Origin of the sequence: Candidatus Nitrosotenuis chungbukensis, assembly GCF_000685395.1 — an archaeon.
In the GTDB taxonomy this organism is placed as follows: domain Archaea; phylum Thermoproteota; class Nitrososphaeria; order Nitrososphaerales; family Nitrosopumilaceae; genus Nitrosotenuis; species Nitrosotenuis chungbukensis.
Genome location: NZ_AVSQ01000013.1, coordinates 35,085 through 54,445, shown reverse-complemented (window position 1 = coordinate 54,445; position 19,361 = coordinate 35,085). Strand labels below are relative to the sequence as shown.

Annotated in this window: 15 protein-coding genes; 6 read left to right on the top strand and 9 right to left on the bottom strand. The window is 43.4% G+C overall.

Going from position 1 to position 19,361, the window contains the following annotated elements; all coding sequences use genetic code 11:
• Positions 1-40: 40 nt before the first annotated feature.
• The 4 genes from NKMY2_RS04060 to NKMY2_RS04045 form a co-directional block, all read right to left on the bottom strand.
• Entirely contained in the window at positions 41-1,237 is a 1,197-nt protein-coding gene (locus NKMY2_RS04060; protein ID WP_052347507.1) for a hypothetical protein, read from the bottom strand.
• Positions 1,238-1,349: 112 nt separating this feature from the next.
• The gene (locus NKMY2_RS04055; protein ID WP_042684940.1) at positions 1,350-5,138 is read right to left on the bottom strand and encodes a DNA-directed RNA polymerase subunit A'; all 3,789 of its coding nucleotides are present in this window, start codon (positions 5,136-5,138) and stop codon (positions 1,350-1,352) included.
• A complete protein-coding gene (locus tag NKMY2_RS04050; RefSeq protein ID WP_042684937.1) occupies positions 5,139-8,486 on the bottom strand; it encodes a DNA-directed RNA polymerase subunit B in 3,348 nt (1,115 codons plus the stop codon).
• A gap of 3 nt (positions 8,487-8,489) precedes the next feature.
• On the bottom strand, positions 8,490-8,741 hold the full coding sequence (locus NKMY2_RS04045; protein WP_042685193.1) for a DNA-directed RNA polymerase subunit H: 252 nt from the start codon (positions 8,739-8,741) through the stop codon (positions 8,490-8,492).
• Positions 8,742-8,921: 180 nt separating this feature from the next.
• Between NKMY2_RS04045 and NKMY2_RS04040 the strand changes: the two genes are divergently transcribed.
• From NKMY2_RS04040 to NKMY2_RS04030, 3 genes are all read left to right on the top strand, one after another.
• Entirely contained in the window at positions 8,922-9,761 is an 840-nt protein-coding gene (locus NKMY2_RS04040) for a PEFG-CTERM sorting domain-containing protein (protein WP_042684936.1), read from the top strand.
• 65 nt (positions 9,762-9,826) lie between these two features.
• On the top strand, positions 9,827-10,744 hold the full coding sequence (locus tag NKMY2_RS04035) for a PEFG-CTERM sorting domain-containing protein (RefSeq protein ID WP_052347506.1): 918 nt from the start codon (positions 9,827-9,829) through the stop codon (positions 10,742-10,744).
• Between the two features lie 111 nt (positions 10,745-10,855).
• Positions 10,856-11,629 carry a PEFG-CTERM sorting domain-containing protein gene (locus tag NKMY2_RS04030; protein ID WP_238549763.1) on the top strand — a complete coding sequence of 258 codons (774 nt, stop codon included), beginning with the start codon at positions 10,856-10,858 and terminating at the stop codon, positions 11,627-11,629.
• Here the strand turns inward: NKMY2_RS04030 and NKMY2_RS04025 are convergent.
• From NKMY2_RS04025 to larC, 3 genes are read right to left on the bottom strand one after another with little or no spacing between them, the layout of a single operon-like run.
• Complete coding sequence (locus NKMY2_RS04025; RefSeq protein WP_042684929.1) at positions 11,626-12,783, bottom strand: cysteine desulfurase family protein; 1,158 nt, start codon at positions 12,781-12,783, stop codon at positions 11,626-11,628. The two genes, NKMY2_RS04030 and NKMY2_RS04025, sit on opposite strands and share 4 nt — an antisense overlap.
• On the bottom strand, positions 12,780-13,577 hold the full coding sequence (larE, locus tag NKMY2_RS04020) for an ATP-dependent sacrificial sulfur transferase LarE (RefSeq protein ID WP_042684924.1): 798 nt from the start codon (positions 13,575-13,577) through the stop codon (positions 12,780-12,782). The genes NKMY2_RS04025 and larE overlap by 4 nt, the downstream gene beginning before the upstream one ends.
• Positions 13,574-14,797, bottom strand: coding sequence for a nickel pincer cofactor biosynthesis protein LarC (larC, locus tag NKMY2_RS04015; RefSeq protein WP_042684921.1), 1,224 nt, complete (start codon positions 14,795-14,797; stop codon positions 13,574-13,576). Before larC ends, larE begins: the two co-directional genes overlap by 4 nt.
• A 125-nt stretch (positions 14,798-14,922) precedes the next feature.
• Here larC and NKMY2_RS04010 point away from each other — a divergent pair, with 125 nt between their 5' ends.
• Together NKMY2_RS04010 and larB are read left to right on the top strand one after the other, a co-directional pair.
• Positions 14,923-15,831 carry a malate dehydrogenase gene (locus NKMY2_RS04010; RefSeq protein ID WP_042684919.1) on the top strand — a complete coding sequence of 303 codons (909 nt, stop codon included), beginning with the start codon at positions 14,923-14,925 and terminating at the stop codon, positions 15,829-15,831.
• Between the two features lie 39 nt (positions 15,832-15,870).
• On the top strand, positions 15,871-16,650 hold the full coding sequence (gene larB, locus NKMY2_RS04005; RefSeq protein ID WP_042684917.1) for a nickel pincer cofactor biosynthesis protein LarB: 780 nt from the start codon (positions 15,871-15,873) through the stop codon (positions 16,648-16,650).
• Here the strand turns inward: larB and NKMY2_RS04000 are convergent.
• Entirely contained in the window at positions 16,637-17,359 is a 723-nt protein-coding gene (locus tag NKMY2_RS04000) for a VIT1/CCC1 transporter family protein (protein WP_052347505.1), read from the bottom strand. The genes larB and NKMY2_RS04000 overlap by 14 nt on opposite strands.
• A gap of 128 nt (positions 17,360-17,487) precedes the next feature.
• Between NKMY2_RS04000 and NKMY2_RS03995 the strand changes: the two genes are divergently transcribed.
• Entirely contained in the window at positions 17,488-19,014 is a 1,527-nt protein-coding gene (locus NKMY2_RS03995; protein ID WP_052347514.1) for a B12-binding domain-containing radical SAM protein, read from the top strand.
• 14 nt (positions 19,015-19,028) lie between these two features.
• Here NKMY2_RS03995 and NKMY2_RS03990 read toward each other — a convergent pair whose 3' ends face one another.
• Positions 19,029-19,355, bottom strand: a complete 327-nt coding sequence (locus NKMY2_RS03990) for a hypothetical protein (protein ID WP_042684913.1) — start codon at positions 19,353-19,355, stop codon at positions 19,029-19,031.
• Between the last annotated feature and the right edge of the window lie 6 nt (positions 19,356-19,361).

Genomic DNA, 19,361 nt, shown 5'->3' with positions numbered 1-19,361 from the left:
ATACTAGTCGCAAATGGGCACGAATATATGTTTTGAATATTCATTTTACAGAAAATGACTTTACATAGCTTGGCGCAAGTGGAGAAGGATCATTTAATGACTTCCAGACAAACGTCTCTATCCTATAATTGCCGCTTTCCGTCGGTATCCAGGATTGCGATAACTCAAAATTCTGAAGATCCGATAGTTTGCCCGCTATCCATGAAAGGGAAACTATTCTATTTTGCTCATCCACGATTTGCACAATAGATGTGAACTGTTGTGAGTAATCTTGGTTATTGCGTATGTGGCTTACGATTTGAATTTGATTATTCTTTGTCAATTTGCTTATTTGTTCTCCAGTCGAATCTGCAACGTAAAGATCCTCAATTGATACTCGCTGTATGTCTGGAATGTCTGCGCCGATAGAGGAGGTGGCAATTATATCAAGATCATCAGATATGCCGTATGGCAGAGGCAGTGTCCGGTCCTCATATTTTGCAGTGATAAGTTCTCCTGGAAATGCGCGTATTCTGTTGCCGCTTGACCCACTGGTCTGCGTTAAAGAAATTGTAGACTCAAAAACGCCAGAGTCGTCCTGTGTTTCAACTGCAATGACGGAGATTCCGGCAGAGTCAGATTCTGTCGATACTGTAATTTTGACCTGATCTAAATTTTCCGGATTGAGGTTCATGTCAGGATCATTTACTTGAATTTTGATTTGTTCTTCTGGAAGATATCTGAGATTAGAAAACGCAATTTCTCCGACGTTCCAGCTGATTTTTACAGATTTTGTTAGTACCACACCGTCTGCAAATTCAAACGATATTGTAATGCCGTCATCGCGCTTTGCTTCAAGCAATCCGCTTGTTGGGCCATTGCCGGATGTTCGCGGAGTAGTATCAGATACTCCATCACCATCCACATCATGTGAAAATCCAGTTAGCGTTACCTCCCCTGCAAAAGTTCCGCTGTTTGGCGATGTTTCTGTGAGTCGATACGGCCCGAGAGAATTACTCGCAGTAGATATTTTGACCTGATGATATCTATCATCCCCAATTGAGTCAATGGCATGTATGTTTTCATTCCAAGCTGGAGAAACAATCGTTATGTGAACTTTGTCAGTCCAAGTGTATACTTGCTTGTCAGTGTATATTGGCGCATACGGCTTGTAATAGTCAGGAGTGTTTTCTGCAAAAGACACGCTGGTGAACAGGCTAGCGCATGTAACTAAAAACAGCAGTTGACTTGCCACCATAATAGAATTTTCACCAGTATCGGATTTATCAGTTTAGAAGGATTTGTTCCGATAATCCCAAATGTCAGACTGAATGAAAGATTGCAGAAGTTAAAGGCGATATTTTGAGGGGCTAGCTTTTGGAGACCTGCATAAAGAGGTCAACAGTACCAGAACCAACTGGAATGTTGCTTCCGACAATTACGTTCTCCGTTACTCCCTTGAGGTTCTCAACTTCGCCAGTCAATGCTGCGTCTGCTATAGTTGGGACTGTGATTTCGAATGCGGCTCTTGCCAAGACGCTGTCTTTGGTTCCCGCAATTCCGTGTCTTCCTATTTGCTGCAAGTATCCACGTGAGCACATCATATCAGATACCAACATGATGTACCTTGCATCGACTTCCAGTCCTTGGTCTTCTAGAGTGGAGGATAATTCGTTAATCATTGCGTTTCTTGCAGCCTCGATTCCAAGTGTTGCTGCAATTTCAAAGACATTGTTTGTCCTAACATTTCTTTTGTCAATTCCATCAATTTCAAGTACTTTTGGCAAGTTAGATCCTGTTGTTTGGATGACCCACTCGTCGTCCTTTTGTGCAACTGTAACTCTAGTGATGTCTGGAACTCCTTTTACTATTGTATTCAAGACCTTGTTTCTAATAGCAATAACAGTTGGTGCGTCGCCTTCTTCTGCAAGATTTAGTGTCAGGGTGTTTCCGCTTGTTTCAATTTTGAATTTCTTGTTTGATGCCAGTGCTGTCTCAACTTCTTCCACAGTGCAACCTCTTTGGTTCAGTGCGCCAGGACTTAGTTCAAGTGTAATTTCATTGGTATAATTGGTATCTGCAGTTGATAGTAATGCTGATACTTTGGTCTGCAATGTGTTTCGTGCAACCTCGATTGCCTTCTCTCTTGATTTTTTGTATTTTTCCTCAAGGTAGATGTCCATGGTTGGTGTTACTGGTTTCTTTCTTGCATCTACCAGTTCAATTAATCTTGGAAGACCCAAGGTTACGTTTCTTTCTCTGATTCCTGCAAAGTGGAATGTTCTAAGTGTCATCTGAGTTCCCGGCTCACCGATTGACTGGGCGGTGACTATGCCGACTGCCTGTCCTGGTTCTGCCTTTGCCTTGTTGTACAGGTCCAGTGATTTTTTGAGGACTTTTTCTATTCCGTCCCTTGATAATTTTGATTGAGTGATTCCTTCTTCTACTAGTCTTGTCAGTCTTGGGTTGAATGTCTTGGTGTATTTTTTGAGCAGTTCTTCTTGTTCGTCCTTTACTGCTTTTTTACCAGTGTCAACAATTGTTTCTGATTCGATTAGTCTGGCAATGTTAAATGCCTCACCGTGGTCGCTTTTTTGAACGTCGACTCCGTCCTCACCATACAAGAACTGGATGATGTGCCCGTGTGGGTCTCGTACGGTTCCATCGTATTCTAGTTTGATGTGTTCTAGTGCGTTGATGAGTCTTCGCTGCATGTAACCACTTTGCTGTGTTCTGACTGCAGTGTCTACGAGTCCCTCTCGTCCACCCATTGCGTGGAAGAAGAATTCTATTGTTGATAGGCCGTCCCTATAGTTTGATTTTACAAATCCGTGCGCGTCTGGATTGTCCTCATTTTCCTTAAAGTGAGGCAGTGCACGATTGCTGTATCCCTTGTTTAGTCTATTACCACGAATTGACTGTTGTCCCAATGCGCCTGCCATCTGACCGATGTTTAGTGAGGAACCTCTTGCGCCAGTTGTCGCCATGATTCTTGCCGCATTCTTTTGATCAAGTTGTTGGTCAGCGGTGTTACCTGCCTTGTCTCTTGCCTTGGATAGCTCGTTTACGATGTATGCTTCCAGTGCTTCGTCTGCTGACAGACCTCTTGTGAGCTTCAGTGTGCCTTTCTTTGCTTGTGAAATCAAATCATATACGGTATCGTATGTTTCTTGGATTCCTGTGTGGATGTCATTCTTTACTTTATCAGATAGTTCAAGATCTGCGTATCCGTAGCTGAATCCATAATGAGTGATGAATTGTTTTGCAATAATCAAAACAGAGTTTAGGAATTGTTTTCCAATCGCATTGCCATAGTCTTTTACTATTCTGTGCAGTACGCTTTCTGGCTCTTCAGCGCCAATTGATGCCTTGTCAATTACGCCGCTGATCAGCTCCCCGTTTTTAATTACGACGTCTTTTGCCTGTCCCTTTGTTCCCTTGGACCACTTGGATGTCAGAATATAGTTAAAGTCCTTTGGTAAGAATAACGAGAAGAGTTGTTTTCCTGAATACATTGGGCCGTCTTTTCCTTTGACTGCAGGTTCTGGTAGTGCTCCCTCGTACCCGCCAAGCATTGCGTAGTTTGCAAATTCCTGTGGTGCAATGACAGTGTCGTCCTTTGTCATCAGGTATGAACCGGTGATAAAGTCCCTTAGTGCACCAATGATTGGACCTCCGTATCTTGGAGATATGATTTGGTCTTGCACTCTCATGAGCAAGATTGCTTCTGCTCTTGCTTCCTCGCTTTGCGGTACGTGCAGGTTCATTTCATCCCCATCAAAGTCTGCGTTGTATGGCGGACATACTGATGGGTGAAGTCGGAATGTTTTTCCTGGTAAAACACGCACATAATGAGCCATAATTGACATTTGGTGGAGTGATGGCTGTCTGTTAAACATGACAATGTCTCCGTTTGAGAGATGTCTTTCAACAAGATATCCAACTTCGAGATTTTGAGCAATGACGGAGCGGTCCTCTACGAAATCAAGTCTGATTTTTACACCGTCTGGTCTGACGATATAGTTGACTCCTGGGAATATGTCAGGTCCGTTAATTACAAGTTCTCGCATTCTCTCAATGTTCCACTCTGTAATAATTTCTGGAATCGTTAGTTTTTTCGCAACAGCCTCTGGGACTCCGACCTCCGATAGGTCCAAGCTCGGGTCTGGTGAAATTACGGTTCTGCTTGAAAAGTCGACTCTTTTTCCAGAAAGTGATCCTCTGAATCTTCCCTCCTTTCCTTTGAGTCTTTGTGTAAGTGTCTTTAGCGGTCTGCCCGAACGGTGGTGGGCCTGTGGTATGCCAGATACTTCGTTGTCAAAGTACGTGGTAGTGTGATACTGGAGCAGGTCAACCAAGTCCTGGACAATAAGTGGAGGAGTTCCCGCATCCTTGCTCTCCTTTAGTCTTTGGTTAACTCGTATGATGTCTACCATTTTGTGAGTAAGGTCGTCTTCTGATCTGATTCCTGTTTCAAGAATAATTGATGGTCTTACTGTTACTGGTGGAACTGGCAGGACTTGCAGGATGAACCACTCTGGTCTTGCAGTGTTTGGGTCATATCCAAGAAGTCTGAGATCTTCATCTCGGATTTGCGTGAATCTTTCCCTAATTGTGATTGGGAGCAGCCTGTGTTCTCCGATTTCTGTTTTTTCGATGAAAATTGTTGGTTTTGTGAAAATCATATCGTATTGGGGCTTGCCACAGTGCGGGCATTCTTTTGCCTTTTTTGCCTTGTCCAGAATTTCATCTGGAATTCTTTTCTGCGACAAGATGGTATATGCCGCCTTTTGCTTTTGAACCTGGGTGTAATTGTCAAGATCTTCTTGAGGAAGCTTTAGTCTTGAGCAAGAGCGGCATGTTGCCAGCAGTAATTTATGAATATTGTCAATAAACGCAATATGCAGTACGGGTTCTGCCAGTTCTATATGGCCAAAGTGTCCAGGGCATCTTGCTGCAGTGTTTCCGCATGTCAGGCATTTTTGTCCTGGTTCTAGTGTTCCAAGTCGTCCATCCATCAGTCCACCTTGTACTGCCATTCCGTCCTCATCGTATGTCTCAGGTGCAGTTATTTCTGCAACAGAGTATTTTCTGATTTCAGTTGGTGACCAGACTGAGAATCGGATTCCATCAATTGCTTTTACTGTTTGAACTGACAATTACACCCTCTCCTTGATCATTAGTCTTGGCGCCACGTTGAGGCTCTGCATTTCTTGGAGCAATAGCTTAAACGCATATGCCACAGATACTGAAGAAACCTTTGCCTTGTCTCCACAGACTCGGCAGACGTATTTTCTTTGTTTAACATCATGATATGCTACCAGTCCACATCTTTCGCAGACATAGATTTCTGCTTTGTCTGATTCATCAAGTAATCTGTCTTTTAGAATCATTGACGCACCATATGCAATAAGGCAGTCTCGTTCCATTTCACCAAATCTCAGACCTCCACCTCTTGCCCTTCCCTCCGTTGGTTGTTTTGTTAGCATTTGGACTTGGCCTCTTGCTCTTGCGTGAATTTTGTCTGCGACCATGTGGTGAAGTTTTTGATAGTATACGACTCCCATGAATACCTCAACTGGGAATGCTTTTCCAGTTCTTCCGTCATACATTACTTCTTTACCAGAATATTTCAAACCGCTTCCTTCTAGTGCAGTTTTGATTTCGTCCATTTTTTCTCCGACAAATGCAGAGCCATCAAATTTGGTTCCTCGCTGTGCTGCCGCCTTGCCTGAAATTGACTCCATGAACATTCCAACGGTCATACGAGACGGGAATGCATGTGGGTTAATCAAAACGTCTGGAATTACTCCTTCTGCAGTATACGGCAAATCCTCGTATCTTGCCAAAATTCCAATGACACCTTTCTGTCCGTGTCTTGATGCAAACTTGTCGCCAATTTCTGGGATTCTCATGTCTCTTACTCTAATCTTGTACATTTTTCCGCCCTCGTTGGATTGGGTCATAACAACGGTATCCACCACGCCAGTCTCTGACGGCCTGACGCCTATTGAGGTATCACGTCTGTACGGTCCCTTTGATTCAAACTCACGATATTCTTCCATGAATCTTGGCGGGCTTGTTTTTCCAATCAAGATGTCTCCGCCGGTTGCTGGAGATTCTGTAGCGATGACGCCGTCTTCTTCTAGTAATCGATATGCTTTTTCTCCCTTGTATCCACGGATGTTGTCTTCTGCATTTGGAATTTCAAAGTTATCTCGCATTCCGCCAGGGTATTGCTTTGCTTCTGCCTCATAGATTCTAAAGAAGAATGTTCTTCCAAGTCCCCTGTCCACTGCTGCCTTGCTAATCACAATTGCGTCTTCAATGTTATAACCGTCAAATGGCAATACGGCTACGACGCAGTTTTGTCCTGCCGGTCGGTCTTCTAGTCCAAGTAAGTTCATTGCTTTTGTAGTGACAATTGGTGTTTGTGGATACCACATGAAGTGTTGTCTGACATAGGTGCTTGTGTTCATCATTGGAGTTGAGAATCCAAGACTTTGTTTTGCCATTGCAGACTCGTATGTGTTTCTTGGGGACTGGTTGTGTTCAGGATATGGAATGATTGATGCGCCCGCTCCCAAGATTGCAGATGGGAATATCTCAAGGTGGGTGTATTTTTTGGTGTCCTTGTCATCAAGCGTAAGGAAGCAGTTTTCCTCCTCGTTTGCGTCGTTTAGTTCAATTACTCCCATTCTAAGAAGGTCGTTCCAAGACATCAGCTTCTTTGATACTTTGTCAATTAGCTCTGGTGTCAGAAGGGATTTTCCGTCTTTGATCACAATTAGCGGACGCAGTACACGGCCTGCATTGCAGTTAACATAAAGTCTCTTTGTTGCGCCCTCAACACTTGATTTGTGGAATGAGATTCCGACGTGTGGGTGTATCTTTGAGCTTCGTCTTAGCTCACGAAGTGACTCTACTAGTTTTTCTCCGTCTTTGTAATAGCCAACCAGTCTTCCGTCTACGAATACTCTGGTTCCATCTCGTTTTAGGTCCTCTTTTGCGTCAGTGAAATGAACAGAGCCCAAGTCATAGAGTTTTTCTATGATTTCTTCTGGCGATACGTTTACTGAAATAATTGCAGATAGTGCCAAGTTCTTTACAAGACCACAGTTAGAGCCTTCGGGTGTTTCACTTGGACAGATTCTTCCAAAGTGAGTTGGGTGCAAGTCTCTTGCCTCGAAGTTTGGCTGAGTTCTGGATAGAGGTGATTGAATTCTTCTCAGGTGAGAAATAGTAGAAAGATAGTTTGTTCTGTCAAGCAGTTGTGTTACGCCCACTCTTCCTCTGCCCCAGTTTCCGGTTGCAATTGCGTTGTTTAGTTTGTCAGACACTATTCCAGGACGGATTGCTGCGGCTACTGCGTTGATGCCTCGCTTTTGTCCTGATCTTTCCAGTTGGTATTTCATGTCTCTAACTAGGTTTCTAAATGCGGTTCTAAACAGATCAGCTAACATCTGGCCTGCAAACTTGATCACTTTGTTCCCATAATGATCCTTGTCGTCAGGAGATATCCAGTCAAGTTTTAATTCAATTAATTTACATGCTGCCTCTCCGAGGAATTGCGCTTTTTCTCTCCTGTTCTCTTGGTGCTTTCCTAGGTGCGGTAAGAGACCCCAATCAAGCAGTGTCTCGGCTCTCTTTATCTGGAATTCTTCTAGCATTCCAGGCGCGATTCTTTTACTGATGTACACAATTGCGTCTTTTGTTGTTTGTACGTCTGCTGCCTTTTCAAATGATGCCTCTAGTTCGTTTTGAAGGCTGTCCACAAGCGATACTGCTGCCGCAACTTCACGGTCTGCTTCAAGACCCAGTGCTCGCATCAGTGTCACAACTGGAATGTCAACAGGGGAGCCAGGAATTCTTGCAACAATTAATCCGTCGTTTTTCATGACGAGTTCTAGCTTTGCGCGATAACCTACAATTGACGAATATACCTTGGCTTTGAATACGTCGTTGCCGCCAACTTTTTCCTTGTCGACAATGATTTTGTTGTAAGACAAGTCCTCTAGTCCGACAATGACTCTCTCTGATCCGTTAATTATGAAATATCCGCCAGGATCGTTTGGATCCTCGCCGTGCTCGATTAACTTTTGAGTTGAAAAGTTGTGCAGTATGCATGCGTTTGATCTTACCATCACTGGGATGTCGCCTATGTGGACAAATCTTGATTCTAGAATTTTTCCGTCCTCAACCACACTTGCCTCCATCATTATTGGTGCAGAGTATGAAACATTTCTGAGTCGAGCTTCTGCAGGAGTGATGTGAGTGATTGATCCGTCAAGCTCCATCATTCGTGGTTGTTGTAATTTTACCTTGCCAAGTTGAATTTTATACGGATATTCTGCATTTTCAATTTCGATTTGTGCTACCTCGTCAATTATGCTTTGTAGTCCACGCTCAAGGAACTCGTCAAAAGAGTTGAGGTGCTGCCTTGCAATTCCCTCTCGCTTTAGAAGATCCTGAATGATTGGCCAGCGTTTGTTTGAAGTGTCAGACATTTTCTAAACCTCCACCACGTATCGATAATAGATGCTTTCTCCAGCAGTTGGACTTTTTCTTGTTATTTTTATCATGTCTCCCGGTTTTACTCCAAGTCCGATAATTGCAGGATCGTTTGCAAAGATAAACGGCATTTCAGTTGGCTTGCAGTTGAATTTTTTTAGTATTTCTTCTGCCTCTTTTTTTGTCATGATTTCATGCTTTGGAACATAGACGTGATCCGGAACAAGAATGTGACTCTTTTTAGTTGCCACTTTTACCACCTTGGATAGCACTAGCTAAATATACAAAATTACCAAACAAACTGTAAAAACTTCCCCAAGTGGTTTATATATATTTAATCAAGATCCCTAGCAAGAAATCAATATTTTTTGTCTTTAGTCAATGATTTTTTTCTTAAGCTTAAATAGTATTCGTTAGCACGAATAAACAAGATGAGTACTCTGTACACAGTAATAGCATTGTTTGCAATTCTGGCTACAGGTGTGAACGTAGCACCAGCTTTCGCTCAAATTGTAGATGCAATAACAGTAACCACAGACCAAGAGTCGTATAATGATGGAGACTTAATATCGATATCAGGCCAAGTCAGAGAAAGACTGTCCGGTTATCCTGTAACTCTCCAAATCATAGCAGCTAATGGAAACTTGGTAACTGTAGAGCAGCTAGACGTTTCAGAGGACAATACCTATGGAACCGAAATAGCAGCTGGTGGAGCGCTGTGGAGATCCCAAGGGGAATACACCATCAAAGTACTCTATGGAACCGATACAAGAACGGCAGAAACTACCTTCGAGTTTAGCGGTAGCACCGGACAAATACCTTCAGGCAAATACGTCCCAGTAGAGGGAAACCCTGAATTGTTGGTAGGCTACTCCATAACAGGAGGCAGAATAGTCAGTATCGCACCAGACATACCAGCAAAATCACTGATAGTAACAATCGAACCTACCAGCGATGACGGCGGCCAAGTCAAGCTAATGATACCAAGAGAGGTAATCGATGCTAGAAATGGAGCTGATGGTCAGTCTGGAGAAGATATTGATTTCTTCGTACTAGTCGACGGATCGGAAGTAGACTTTGATGAAACCACGACAGCGTCTGAACGCACACTGACAATTCCGTTCGAGGGAGATAGCTCTCAAATAGAGATTATCGGTACCTGGGTAATTCCGGAATTCGGCGCAATGGCAGCAATAATTCTCGCAGTAGCAATTGTAGCAATAGTTGCAGTCTCTGCAAGAACACGACTTAGCATAATGCCAAGATACTAAGATCAATCAACTTTTTTCATTTTTTAAATATACATAAATAGTCAATACTCTAATCGCCAATCAAGATGAATAGTTATGCACTATACGTGCTAATTGCCATAATGGCTGCAGCAGGCACTTTAGCAATAGTACCAACTTATGCATCTACCTTCGACGAAGAAGCATGCCCAGATTGTGGCAGCATGGACATATACGAAAGAGCCAACATGGCTAATCAAAGGGACTCACCAATTAGAGTCATGACTGAAAACAAAGTATATGATCACAACTCCGAAATTCACGTACGCGGATATGTTGCAAATCTTAGAGGCGATGCTCCAGTTACGATCACAGTGACTGGCCCACAAAACAACATTGTGACAGTTCAACAAGTAGAAGTATCTGAAGACAACAGCTTTGAAGCAATGTTAAACACAGGCGGTAGTCTTTGGAAACAAAACGGTATGTATACCATCAGAGCTCAATATGGTCCACAACAGATCAATGATAAGGCCGTGGTAGAGATTACCGGCGAAGTATCCCAAGAAGCATCAGCATGTGCCGCAGATGAGCTTGTAGTAAAAGGTGGAAACCAAGTATATTGTGTTCCTTTTGACATAACAGGAGCAGTAGTAGAAAAGAATTCCATCAGTTCTAAGACATCTTCGCTTACTTTGATAATCACAACAGATAGTGATGGCTCAGTATCTTTGCAAATTCCAAGAAATGTACTTGACGCAAGACAGCACGGAATGGAAGGAGATGACGCCGATTTCATCGTACTAGTCGATGGTGAAGAAGCAGACTTTGAGGAAATAGACACCACTTCAGACGACAGAACATTAGACATAACCTTCCCAGTAGGTGCTACACAAATCGAAGTCATTGGTACCTGGGCAGTCCCAGAATTTGGCACTACAGCAGCAATAATTCTCGCAGTAGCAATTGTAGCAATAGTTGCAGTCTCTGCAAGAACACGACTTAGCATCTTACCAAGATACTAAGATCAATCAACTTTTTTCATTTTTTAGTATGATTATCTAGAAAAGGAAATATACGAATACAACACAATTTTGATGATGAACTATTACGGATTATTGTTATTTTCAGTTTTAGTGTTAGTTGTAGTCAGCACGGTGCCCGTGCATGCGCAGGAATGTAAGCTATGTATCGCAAAAGAATTCTACAGACAGGGGGACGCAATCGTGATATCGGGTAAAGTCGATGCGGTCTTGGAAAAGACACCCATAATCATCCAGATATTCTATGGCACAAACATAGTAAACATTGCCCAAGTCGAAGTATCCCAAGATGGAAGTTACACCCATACGGTAATTGCAGACGGAATATACTGGAAGAGCGACGGCAAATACACAGTAAAGGCAACATACGGGGTAAGCGGAAATGTCTATGAGACAAGTTTTGATTTTCAGACAAGCGGCACGGCAAATACCACAGCACAGATTTTTGAGGTAAAGGCAGGAGATTCTGGAACATTTGATGTCCCATACACAATACGCGGCGGAATAGTAAAAGACATAATTGTTGATCCGCAAATACTCGGATTTATTGTGACAATACAGTCAGACAATGACGGATCTTTGACTTTGGACTTGGGAAGAAAATGGATTGACGCCAAGACAACGACTGGTGATGACGACTCATTCATAATTTACATTGATGGTTCTGAGGTGCAATACCAGGAATCGGCAGACGCTGATTCCAGAGTACTTACAATACAGTTCTTGGAAGGGGACTCGGATATCGAAATTATTGGAACCCAAGTGATTCCGGAATTCGGTCCCATCGCAGTCATAGTTTTGGTACTTGCCATCACTTTGACAGTAATAATATCCACAAAGAAAACGTCCTTACTTCGTATCAGTTAAAATCCGTATTTTGTCTTAAAGGGCGATACGCTTCGCAGCTCCTGAACTGTTTTTTTTAGGATATCTACGGTTTGGTCCATTTCCTGCATGGTGTTGTACAGGCCAACGGTGATTCTAAGGGAGCCGGTGATTTGCTCATGAGAAAACCCCATTGCCATTAAAACGTGTGACGCCTTTTGGGTTTTGACCGAGCATGCAGAGCCGGTAGATGCCGCAACTCCATACTCGTCCAATTTGATTATCAGATCTTCCCCATTTACGCCAAGAAAAGTAAAGTGCGCATTGTTTGGGGTCTTGTTTTCCACGTTGCCGTTTACAGATACGTGCGATATTTCACTGACTATTCTAGATGTCAGATGATCTCTGAGGCTTTTCATGTGGGATGCGTTTTTTCCCAGATGCTCTTTTGCCAAAATGCATGCCTTTCCAAAGCCCACAATGTTTGCCACGTTTTCAGTTCCCGAGCGCATGCCATTTTCCTGCCCTCCGCCAAGGATGAACGGGTCAAGTGCGGCGCCGTCCCTGATGTAAAGTGCCCCTATTCCCTTTGGGCCGTTTATTTTGTGAGACGATATCGAGAGCAGGTCAACGCCAAGATCTTTGACGTCAATTGGGATTTTCCCAACTGCCTGAATTGCATCGGTATGGAACAAGACGCTGTGCTGCTTGCAAATTTGGGCGATTTCTTTTATTGGCTGGATTGTGCCAACCTCATTATTTGCAAACATTACACTAACAAGCGCGGTTTCCTTTGTGATGGAGCGATTTAGATTTTCAATGTCAACTAGCCCGTAACTGTTCACCGGAAGGTAGATCACATCAAAGCCTTCCTTTTCAAGCCGCCTGCACGGTTCAAGTATTGCATCGTGCTCGATATGGGAAGTTATGAGCTGTTTTGCCTTGCTTTGACGCATCACTCCAAATAGCGCAGTGTTGTTTGACTCCGTTCCGCCAGAGGTCAGAAGTATTTCATGGGGTTTTGCGTTTATCATCTCTGCGATTCTTTTTCTTGCAGTTTCAACTGCCTTTGAAGCAAGTCTTCCATATCGGTGAATTGAGGACGGGTTGCCATACTGCTCTCTAAAGTAGGGCAGCATCTCTTGGAACACTTCTTCGTGAACCTGGGTTGATGCGGCGTTATCCAGATATATCAATCGGCAATCACGTTAATTTTTCCTGGTCGGTATCCTTCGGAGTCAAGTATTACGGAGGTAAATCCGATTGACTTTAGTTTAGCAAAAAGATCAGCCATATTTGTTTTTTCTAGGAGGCATAGTTCGTCTGATCCAACCTCAATTTTTGCCACACCGTCAATATCGCGAACGCGAACCTGTTTTGCCCCAATTGTTTGTTTGACAAACATTTCGCCAACTTCTATCCTAGCTAGTCTTTCTGCAGTAACTCGCTGGCCCCACGGGATGCGTGATGCAAGGCAGGAATTTGACGGCCTCTCATATACGGATAGCCCGAGTGCTTTTGCAGTCTGTCGTATCTCTTGTTTTGAGAACTGTGTCTCAACTAGAGGGCTCACGACTCCATTATTCCGCAAAGCTGTGATTCCCGGCCTATAGTCTCCCAGATCGTCAATGTTCGTACCATCAACGATACACGCGATGTTTTCTTTTTTTGCCACATCTACTAGATGCTCGGAGAGTTCAGACCTACAGTAAAAGCACCTGTTTTTGTCATTTTTGGCAAAATCCTCGTTTTGTAATTCATTGTAGGATATCACAATGTGTCGTATCCCTATTTCTTGGCAGATCTTCATTGCAGAATCCAGCTCTTCTTGCGCCAGAGTTTTGTAATCAGCAGTAACTGCAAGTGCAGAATCGCCCAAGGCTTTGTACGCAGCATATGCGACAAGCGCACTGTCCACCCCGCCAGACAGCGCTACCATTGCGCTTTTTTTGTCAGAAAACCAGTGGAGTAATTGATCGAGCTTTGTCATTTTAGTTGTTTTTTTACTTCTGCTTTGATTAATTCTTCGGTTTGCTTGAATGAGAGTGCAAGTTTTTCAGATATTGACTTGATATCATCATATTCTACTTTGAATTGCTTATGAGAGCCAGTGCTTGCCACTTTGCATCGGAGCGTGAAAATTTTATTGTTTATTTTCACCCTCATTGTAATTATTTGCCTTGGAACTAGGAATCTATCTGACGTTCGGATTCTTACCCCGAGCGTTCCAGTCTCTGACACCAGCAAATTTAGTAACTGACTGACAGAATCAGAGTCGCATATTACAGATATCATGTGGCTTGGCCTCCCCTTTTTTGTGATGGTTTGAATGACAGAAACGTCTTTTGCGCCGTTTGCCATTATCTTGTCTATTACGTGAGCCAAGACCTCACCAGAAATATCATCCACGTTTGTTTCCAGAATTGTAACAGAATCTAATCTGGTATTTTTGGCAGATTCCCCGCGGATTATTTTTAGCACGTTGGAAAACCCGTCAAAGTTTTTTTGTCCTGCTCCATATCCAATGGATTTGATATTCATCATCGGATAGAACTCAGAGCACCTGTCTGCCAGATTTACAAGAATGCTTGCCCCAGTCGGCGTGGTCAGTTCGTCTTTTACATTACTTCCAGATATCAGTATTTTTGATTTGTCAAATATTTCTAAAATTGCGCCAGCAGGATTTGATACTGTCCCATGTGAAAACGTAACGGTTCCGCTTCCCACAGAGACAGGCGTTGTGATTATCTCCTCATCAAAACATCTCAAGTCATCTAGCGCTATCGCAGTTCCGACAATGTCAATTACAGTGTCAATGCTTGAAGCCTCATGAAAGTGGACAGAGTCCGTTGGCACGCCGTGAATTTTTGACTCTGCTTTTATCAAAGTGGCAATGCTGTTTGCCGCAAATGTTTTAGCAGATTCGGACAATCCTATTTTGTCGGCAGTTTTTTTGATGCAGTTCTGAATTTCCACCCCCTTTCTTTCATGATGATGCTCATCTATTTGCAGGACAAGTGACGTTGCCTGAATTCCATGCTTGTTTACTTTTTTAAAGTCGATTTTTTTGATTTTAGATCCGTGTAGAAAGTTTTGAGACGCACTGACGCCGCTGATGATTTTTGATTTGTTTGCGCCCAAGTGCACAAGTGAAGACAGCATCATGTCACCTGAGATGCCAGCTATCTGCGGATCTATTACCAAAACCATGAGAGTTCAAGCTGCAAAAATGCATATAAATTCTCAGATCCTGAAGTTTGCAAAACAATTTCATGCAAAATTAATGGAAAAATTTTTGCAATAGATTTAATTATTGAGCGTAAAAGTCGCACAATATGATCACAATTATCGGTTCTGGCAAAGTTGGCGGAGACGCAGCGTTGTTTTGCGCTCTCAAAAAGATAGACAGTGAAATTTTACTGCTAGATGTTGTAAAGGGCTTGCCACAAGGCGAAGCAATGGACCTAAACCACATGTTATCAGAGCAGGGAATTGACGTAAACATCCGTGGCTCTAATGACTATTCCGACATGAAAGACTCCAAGGTGGTCGTGGTAGTCGCAGGCTCTGGAAGAAAGCCTGGCATGACGAGAATGGATCTTTTGAAAATTAATGCGGGAATAGTAAAAGACGTTGTTGAGAACATCAAAAAATATGCAAGTGATTCGATTATCGTTCCAGTTACAAATCCGCTTGACCCAATAGTTCACATCACATACAAGACGTCGGGATTTGACAGAAGCAGAATCATAGGCATGGGAAACATGCTTGACCTATCAAGATTCATCCAGTTCATTCACGAGGCAACTGGCCATTCTAGAGACTCGATACGTGCACTAGTAATCGGAGAACACGGTGAGAGCATGCTTCCACTTCCAAGATTCTCAACTGTTTCAGGGATTCCATTATCAAGCATACTTCCAAGTGAAAAACTAGACCAGCTAGTACAGGACACAAGGCAGGTTGCAGCAAAGGTAATTGAACTAAAGGGCGCAACTGTCCACGCCCCAGGAAACGCAATATCTGCAATAGTTGAGGCAATACTCAAAGACAGAAAAAGGGTAATTCCAGTTGCGACCCCGCTTGACGGCGAATATGGACAGTCCAATGTTTCAATTGGAGTTCCGGCAGTAATCGGAAGAAGGGGTGTTGAAAAAATAATAGAGTTAGACTTGAACCAGCAGGAAAGGGAATGGTTCAACAAAGGAGTCGACGGCGTCAAAACCGCGCTTGCAGGCATCTGACCTGATCAGTTTTTTAATGAAATCTTACAACGATCAACATTGGAAATAATTGACGTTTTAGAATCACTAAAGGACGGAAAAATTAGCGTTTCAAAAGCAAAAAAACTCCTATCACTTTACTCCATTGAAAAAATCGAGGATTTTGCCCAAATAGACATGGGGAGGAGATACCGCAAAGGCATACCAGAGGTGGTTTTTGCCGAAAGAAAGCAGGTTGACGAGATCAAAAAAATTATCAAGAGAATACTTGCAAAATCAAATTCGGTCCTAGTTTCAAGGATTACAAAGCAGGATTATCCCAAAATAGTAAGCTTTGCAAAAAAAAATAAGATTAAAGTAAAACCGGGAAAGAACACGACTGCTTTGCTCTTGTACAAAAACATACTCAGGCCGACTGGCGGAAAAGTCGGAATAATCACTGCTGGAACGTCAGACATAGGCGTGGCCGAAGAGGCAAGGCTCACATGCGAGGCGATGAACTGCACGTGCATTTGCAGCTACGACGTAGGAATCGCAGGACTTCACAGGACATTTCCAGTCATAAAGAAATTCATCGAGCAAGATGTCGACGTGATCATCGTTGCGGCCGGAATGGAGGGAGCACTTGCGTCTGTCGTGTCATCACTTGTCGAAGTGCCAGTAGTTGGATTGCCAACGTCTGTCGGATACGGATACGGAGAAAAAGGAGTTGCGGCCCTTGCATCGATGCTTCAGAGCTGCTCACTTGGATTGTCAGTCGTGAACATAGACAATGGAATTGGTGCAGGAGCAGTCGCATCAAACATTGCAAACAAGGTAAGAAACTTTAGACGTCAATAATTCCAAAATTCGCAAGTTCAGTCCCGATGCCAAATCCCAATAACGCAATTCCAGTACCAAGTCCTGCCATTTCCAGTCCGCCCTTTATAATGCTGGTTTTGGCAAGCCTAGACTTTAGTGAGCCAACCAAAAACGACGCAGTCAGACTCATCCCAACTGCAACTATTAGCGGCGTGTATCCATGTCCGAAGAAAAACGGAATAATCGGCAAGATGCCGCCAAGCAGAAACGCCCCAAACATCCTAAATGCGCTCTTTAACGGATTCCCCAAAACATCGATGTTTAGCTTTAGCTCCTCAGTAAGCATTGTGTCAAGCCAAACTTTTTTGTCAGACGTTATTTTGTTGACAACTATCTCCAGATCTTTTCCGGAAAACCCCTTTGCCTTGTAAATGTCCTCAATTTCCTTGCGCTCAACATCAGGCTTGTTTTCAATTTCCCATTCTTCACGCGCTATTTCAGATTTTAGTAATTCTCGATGCGTCTTTACTGCAAGATAGTTCTGCACCGCCATGGCCTTTGCACCAGTAAACATGCCGACAAATGCTGCAAGTATTATCAGATTTGACGAAATGTCCGCGCCGCCAACTCCGGCAGCTATGCCAAGGGAGGTGTTTATCCCATCTCCAAAACCAAAGACAAAGTCCCTCACTCCGCTAGACTCAGACAGGTGAGGCTCGCTGTGCCGTGGCTCAGATATGTCTTTCATTTGCAAAATTACTGGATACCAGCATAATTTAAGCTTGAAAAATCAGGCAGCAAATAATTTATACTAAATAGAAAGCTGATAACTAGTTGGCCGGCAAAAGAATAGTTCTCACTGCAGATCGTAGTTTGATGACTAATTATCGCGGTAATTTCCTTTATGGCTTTATTGCATGTGGACCATATGAGCTTCTCCCAGAATGGGTCTTTGACAAGGTATTCTGTCCTGCAGTGGAAACAGATCCAAAGACAGGCGAGGCAAAAGTGGCACAGGTAGGGCTTCGAAGAGTGGAAAGTGCACTGCTGCAGGGATACAAAAGGGACGAGGTGTTCATTGCAAACCCAGATCATCTTGCAAAATCAATTGGGCCAGACACCAAGGTGGTAGGAATTAACGTGATGGATCCGCTCGGAATGGCGCCAGTCACCACAACAATGTCGCCTGAAAAACTGTCCTATGTTGCGATGAAGTTCAAACGAATGTGTGCAGACATAATTCAGCTCAAAAAGAAATATGATTTCAAGGTAGTAGTCGGAGGAAACGGCGCATGGGAACTAGCAAAGACAGACAGGATGAAGATTCACGGAATTGACACAGTTGTAGTTGGGGAGGCAGACGAACTTGCACTTGATTTGTTTAAGGACTTGGAAAGTGGTGATGCACCAGAGCTGATGCACTGCTTTGTAAAAAACATACAAAACATCCCAATCATTGAGGGACCAACAGTCAACTCTTTGATCGAGGCAATGAGAGGGTGCGGAAGAGGTTGCGACTTTTGTGATGTAAACAAGCGTTCCAAAAAAGATCTTCCACTGGAAAGGCTGCAGCACGAGGCAAAAATTAATCTCAAATACGGGTTTGATTCCATATGGTTACACTCTGACGAAATGTTGCTTTACGGATGTGACAGCAAAGACTTTCAGCCAAACCGCGACGCAATCACCGAATTGTGGAGCGGCCTAAAATCACTTGGCGCAAACTTTGTTGGAACTACACACATGACATTTTCTGCAGTTGCAGCAGATCCTGAGCTTTTGCGCAAAATGTCAGAGATCAACAACATGCAGACAAGCGGCAGGTGGCTTGCGACAAACCTCGGAATCGAGACAGTTGCGCCAAGAATGGTCAAAAAGCACTTGGGTGTAAAGACAAAACCGTTTTCAACTGACGAATGGGGCTGGGTCGTAAGGGAGGGGGCACGGGTAATGAACGAAAACCAGTGGTTCCCAGCAGCTACTCTGATAATTGGCTGGCCGGACGAAACCCCAGATGAAACCCAGTACACCATTGATTTGATTGAGGATTTCAGAAAAACTAACTTTAGAGGGCTGGTTGCGCCGTTGCTGTACCAAGACTTTAGTGAAAAGAATTCGATGCACTTTGGAAACCTAAACGAGGCTCAGTTTACTCTCTTTTGGAGATGCTGGGAAAACAACATGCGCGTCATAAATGACATCATTCCAATAATTCTTAGAAACAAGACGTACGGCCCTCCAATGAAGGTGCTCATGTACGGCATGATCAAGGCCGGAACTTGGGCAATCATGCGTTATTTGCGCGGCCTCTGCAAGGATCTCTTCAATGGAAAACTCCCAGAAGACATAGTCGACAGATACTCTAGAAGCAGATCAGTTGCAGCCCCAACGTACACCAGATAAAATTTCTAAAAATCCTAGCTCAAGTTTTTGATTGCATGGTCTGCAATCGTGTTTCTTTTCGGCGTCATGACAATAAAGTAGGTTTTGTCTGCACGCTCTATTGCGTTTACCTTTTTGTAGGCTTTGGTGTTGATGTCAAATTCTAGTATTCGTCCATCAAGTGTTCCCTTTGCATATATCATAAGATACACGTCTCCGCTGCTGTGCCCAAGTGGGATAAACGCAAAGACATACCCCTTGTACGAATTGATGGGCATCGTGTTTTTCATTGGCGGCATTACGGATGCCATGTAGGAAAAGATGTCCTCCATAGAATCAAACTCTTCGTATTCTACGTGCACGAATTA

What these genes read in the sequence shown, in the direction of transcription:
- NKMY2_RS04050 (WP_042684937.1), bottom strand. Translation starts at nt 8,486, where the DNA reads ATGTCTGACACTTCAAACAAACGCTGGCCAATCATTCAGGATCTTCTA.
- NKMY2_RS04000 (WP_052347505.1), bottom strand. Translation starts at nt 17,359, where the DNA reads ATGAAAGACATATCTGAGCCACGGCACAGCGAGCCTCACCTGTCTGAG.
- NKMY2_RS03995 (WP_052347514.1), top strand. Translation starts at nt 17,488, where the DNA reads ATGACTAATTATCGCGGTAATTTCCTTTATGGCTTTATTGCATGTGGA.
- NKMY2_RS04060 (WP_052347507.1), bottom strand. Translation starts at nt 1,237, where the DNA reads ATGGTGGCAAGTCAACTGCTGTTTTTAGTTACATGCGCTAGCCTGTTC.
- NKMY2_RS04010 (WP_042684919.1), top strand. Translation starts at nt 14,923, where the DNA reads ATGATCACAATTATCGGTTCTGGCAAAGTTGGCGGAGACGCAGCGTTG.
- larC (WP_042684921.1), bottom strand. Translation starts at nt 14,797, where the DNA reads ATGGTTTTGGTAATAGATCCGCAGATAGCTGGCATCTCAGGTGACATG.
- NKMY2_RS04040 (WP_042684936.1), top strand. Translation starts at nt 8,922, where the DNA reads ATGAGTACTCTGTACACAGTAATAGCATTGTTTGCAATTCTGGCTACA.
- NKMY2_RS04035 (WP_052347506.1), top strand. Translation starts at nt 9,827, where the DNA reads ATGAATAGTTATGCACTATACGTGCTAATTGCCATAATGGCTGCAGCA.
- larE (WP_042684924.1), bottom strand. Translation starts at nt 13,577, where the DNA reads ATGACAAAGCTCGATCAATTACTCCACTGGTTTTCTGACAAAAAAAGC.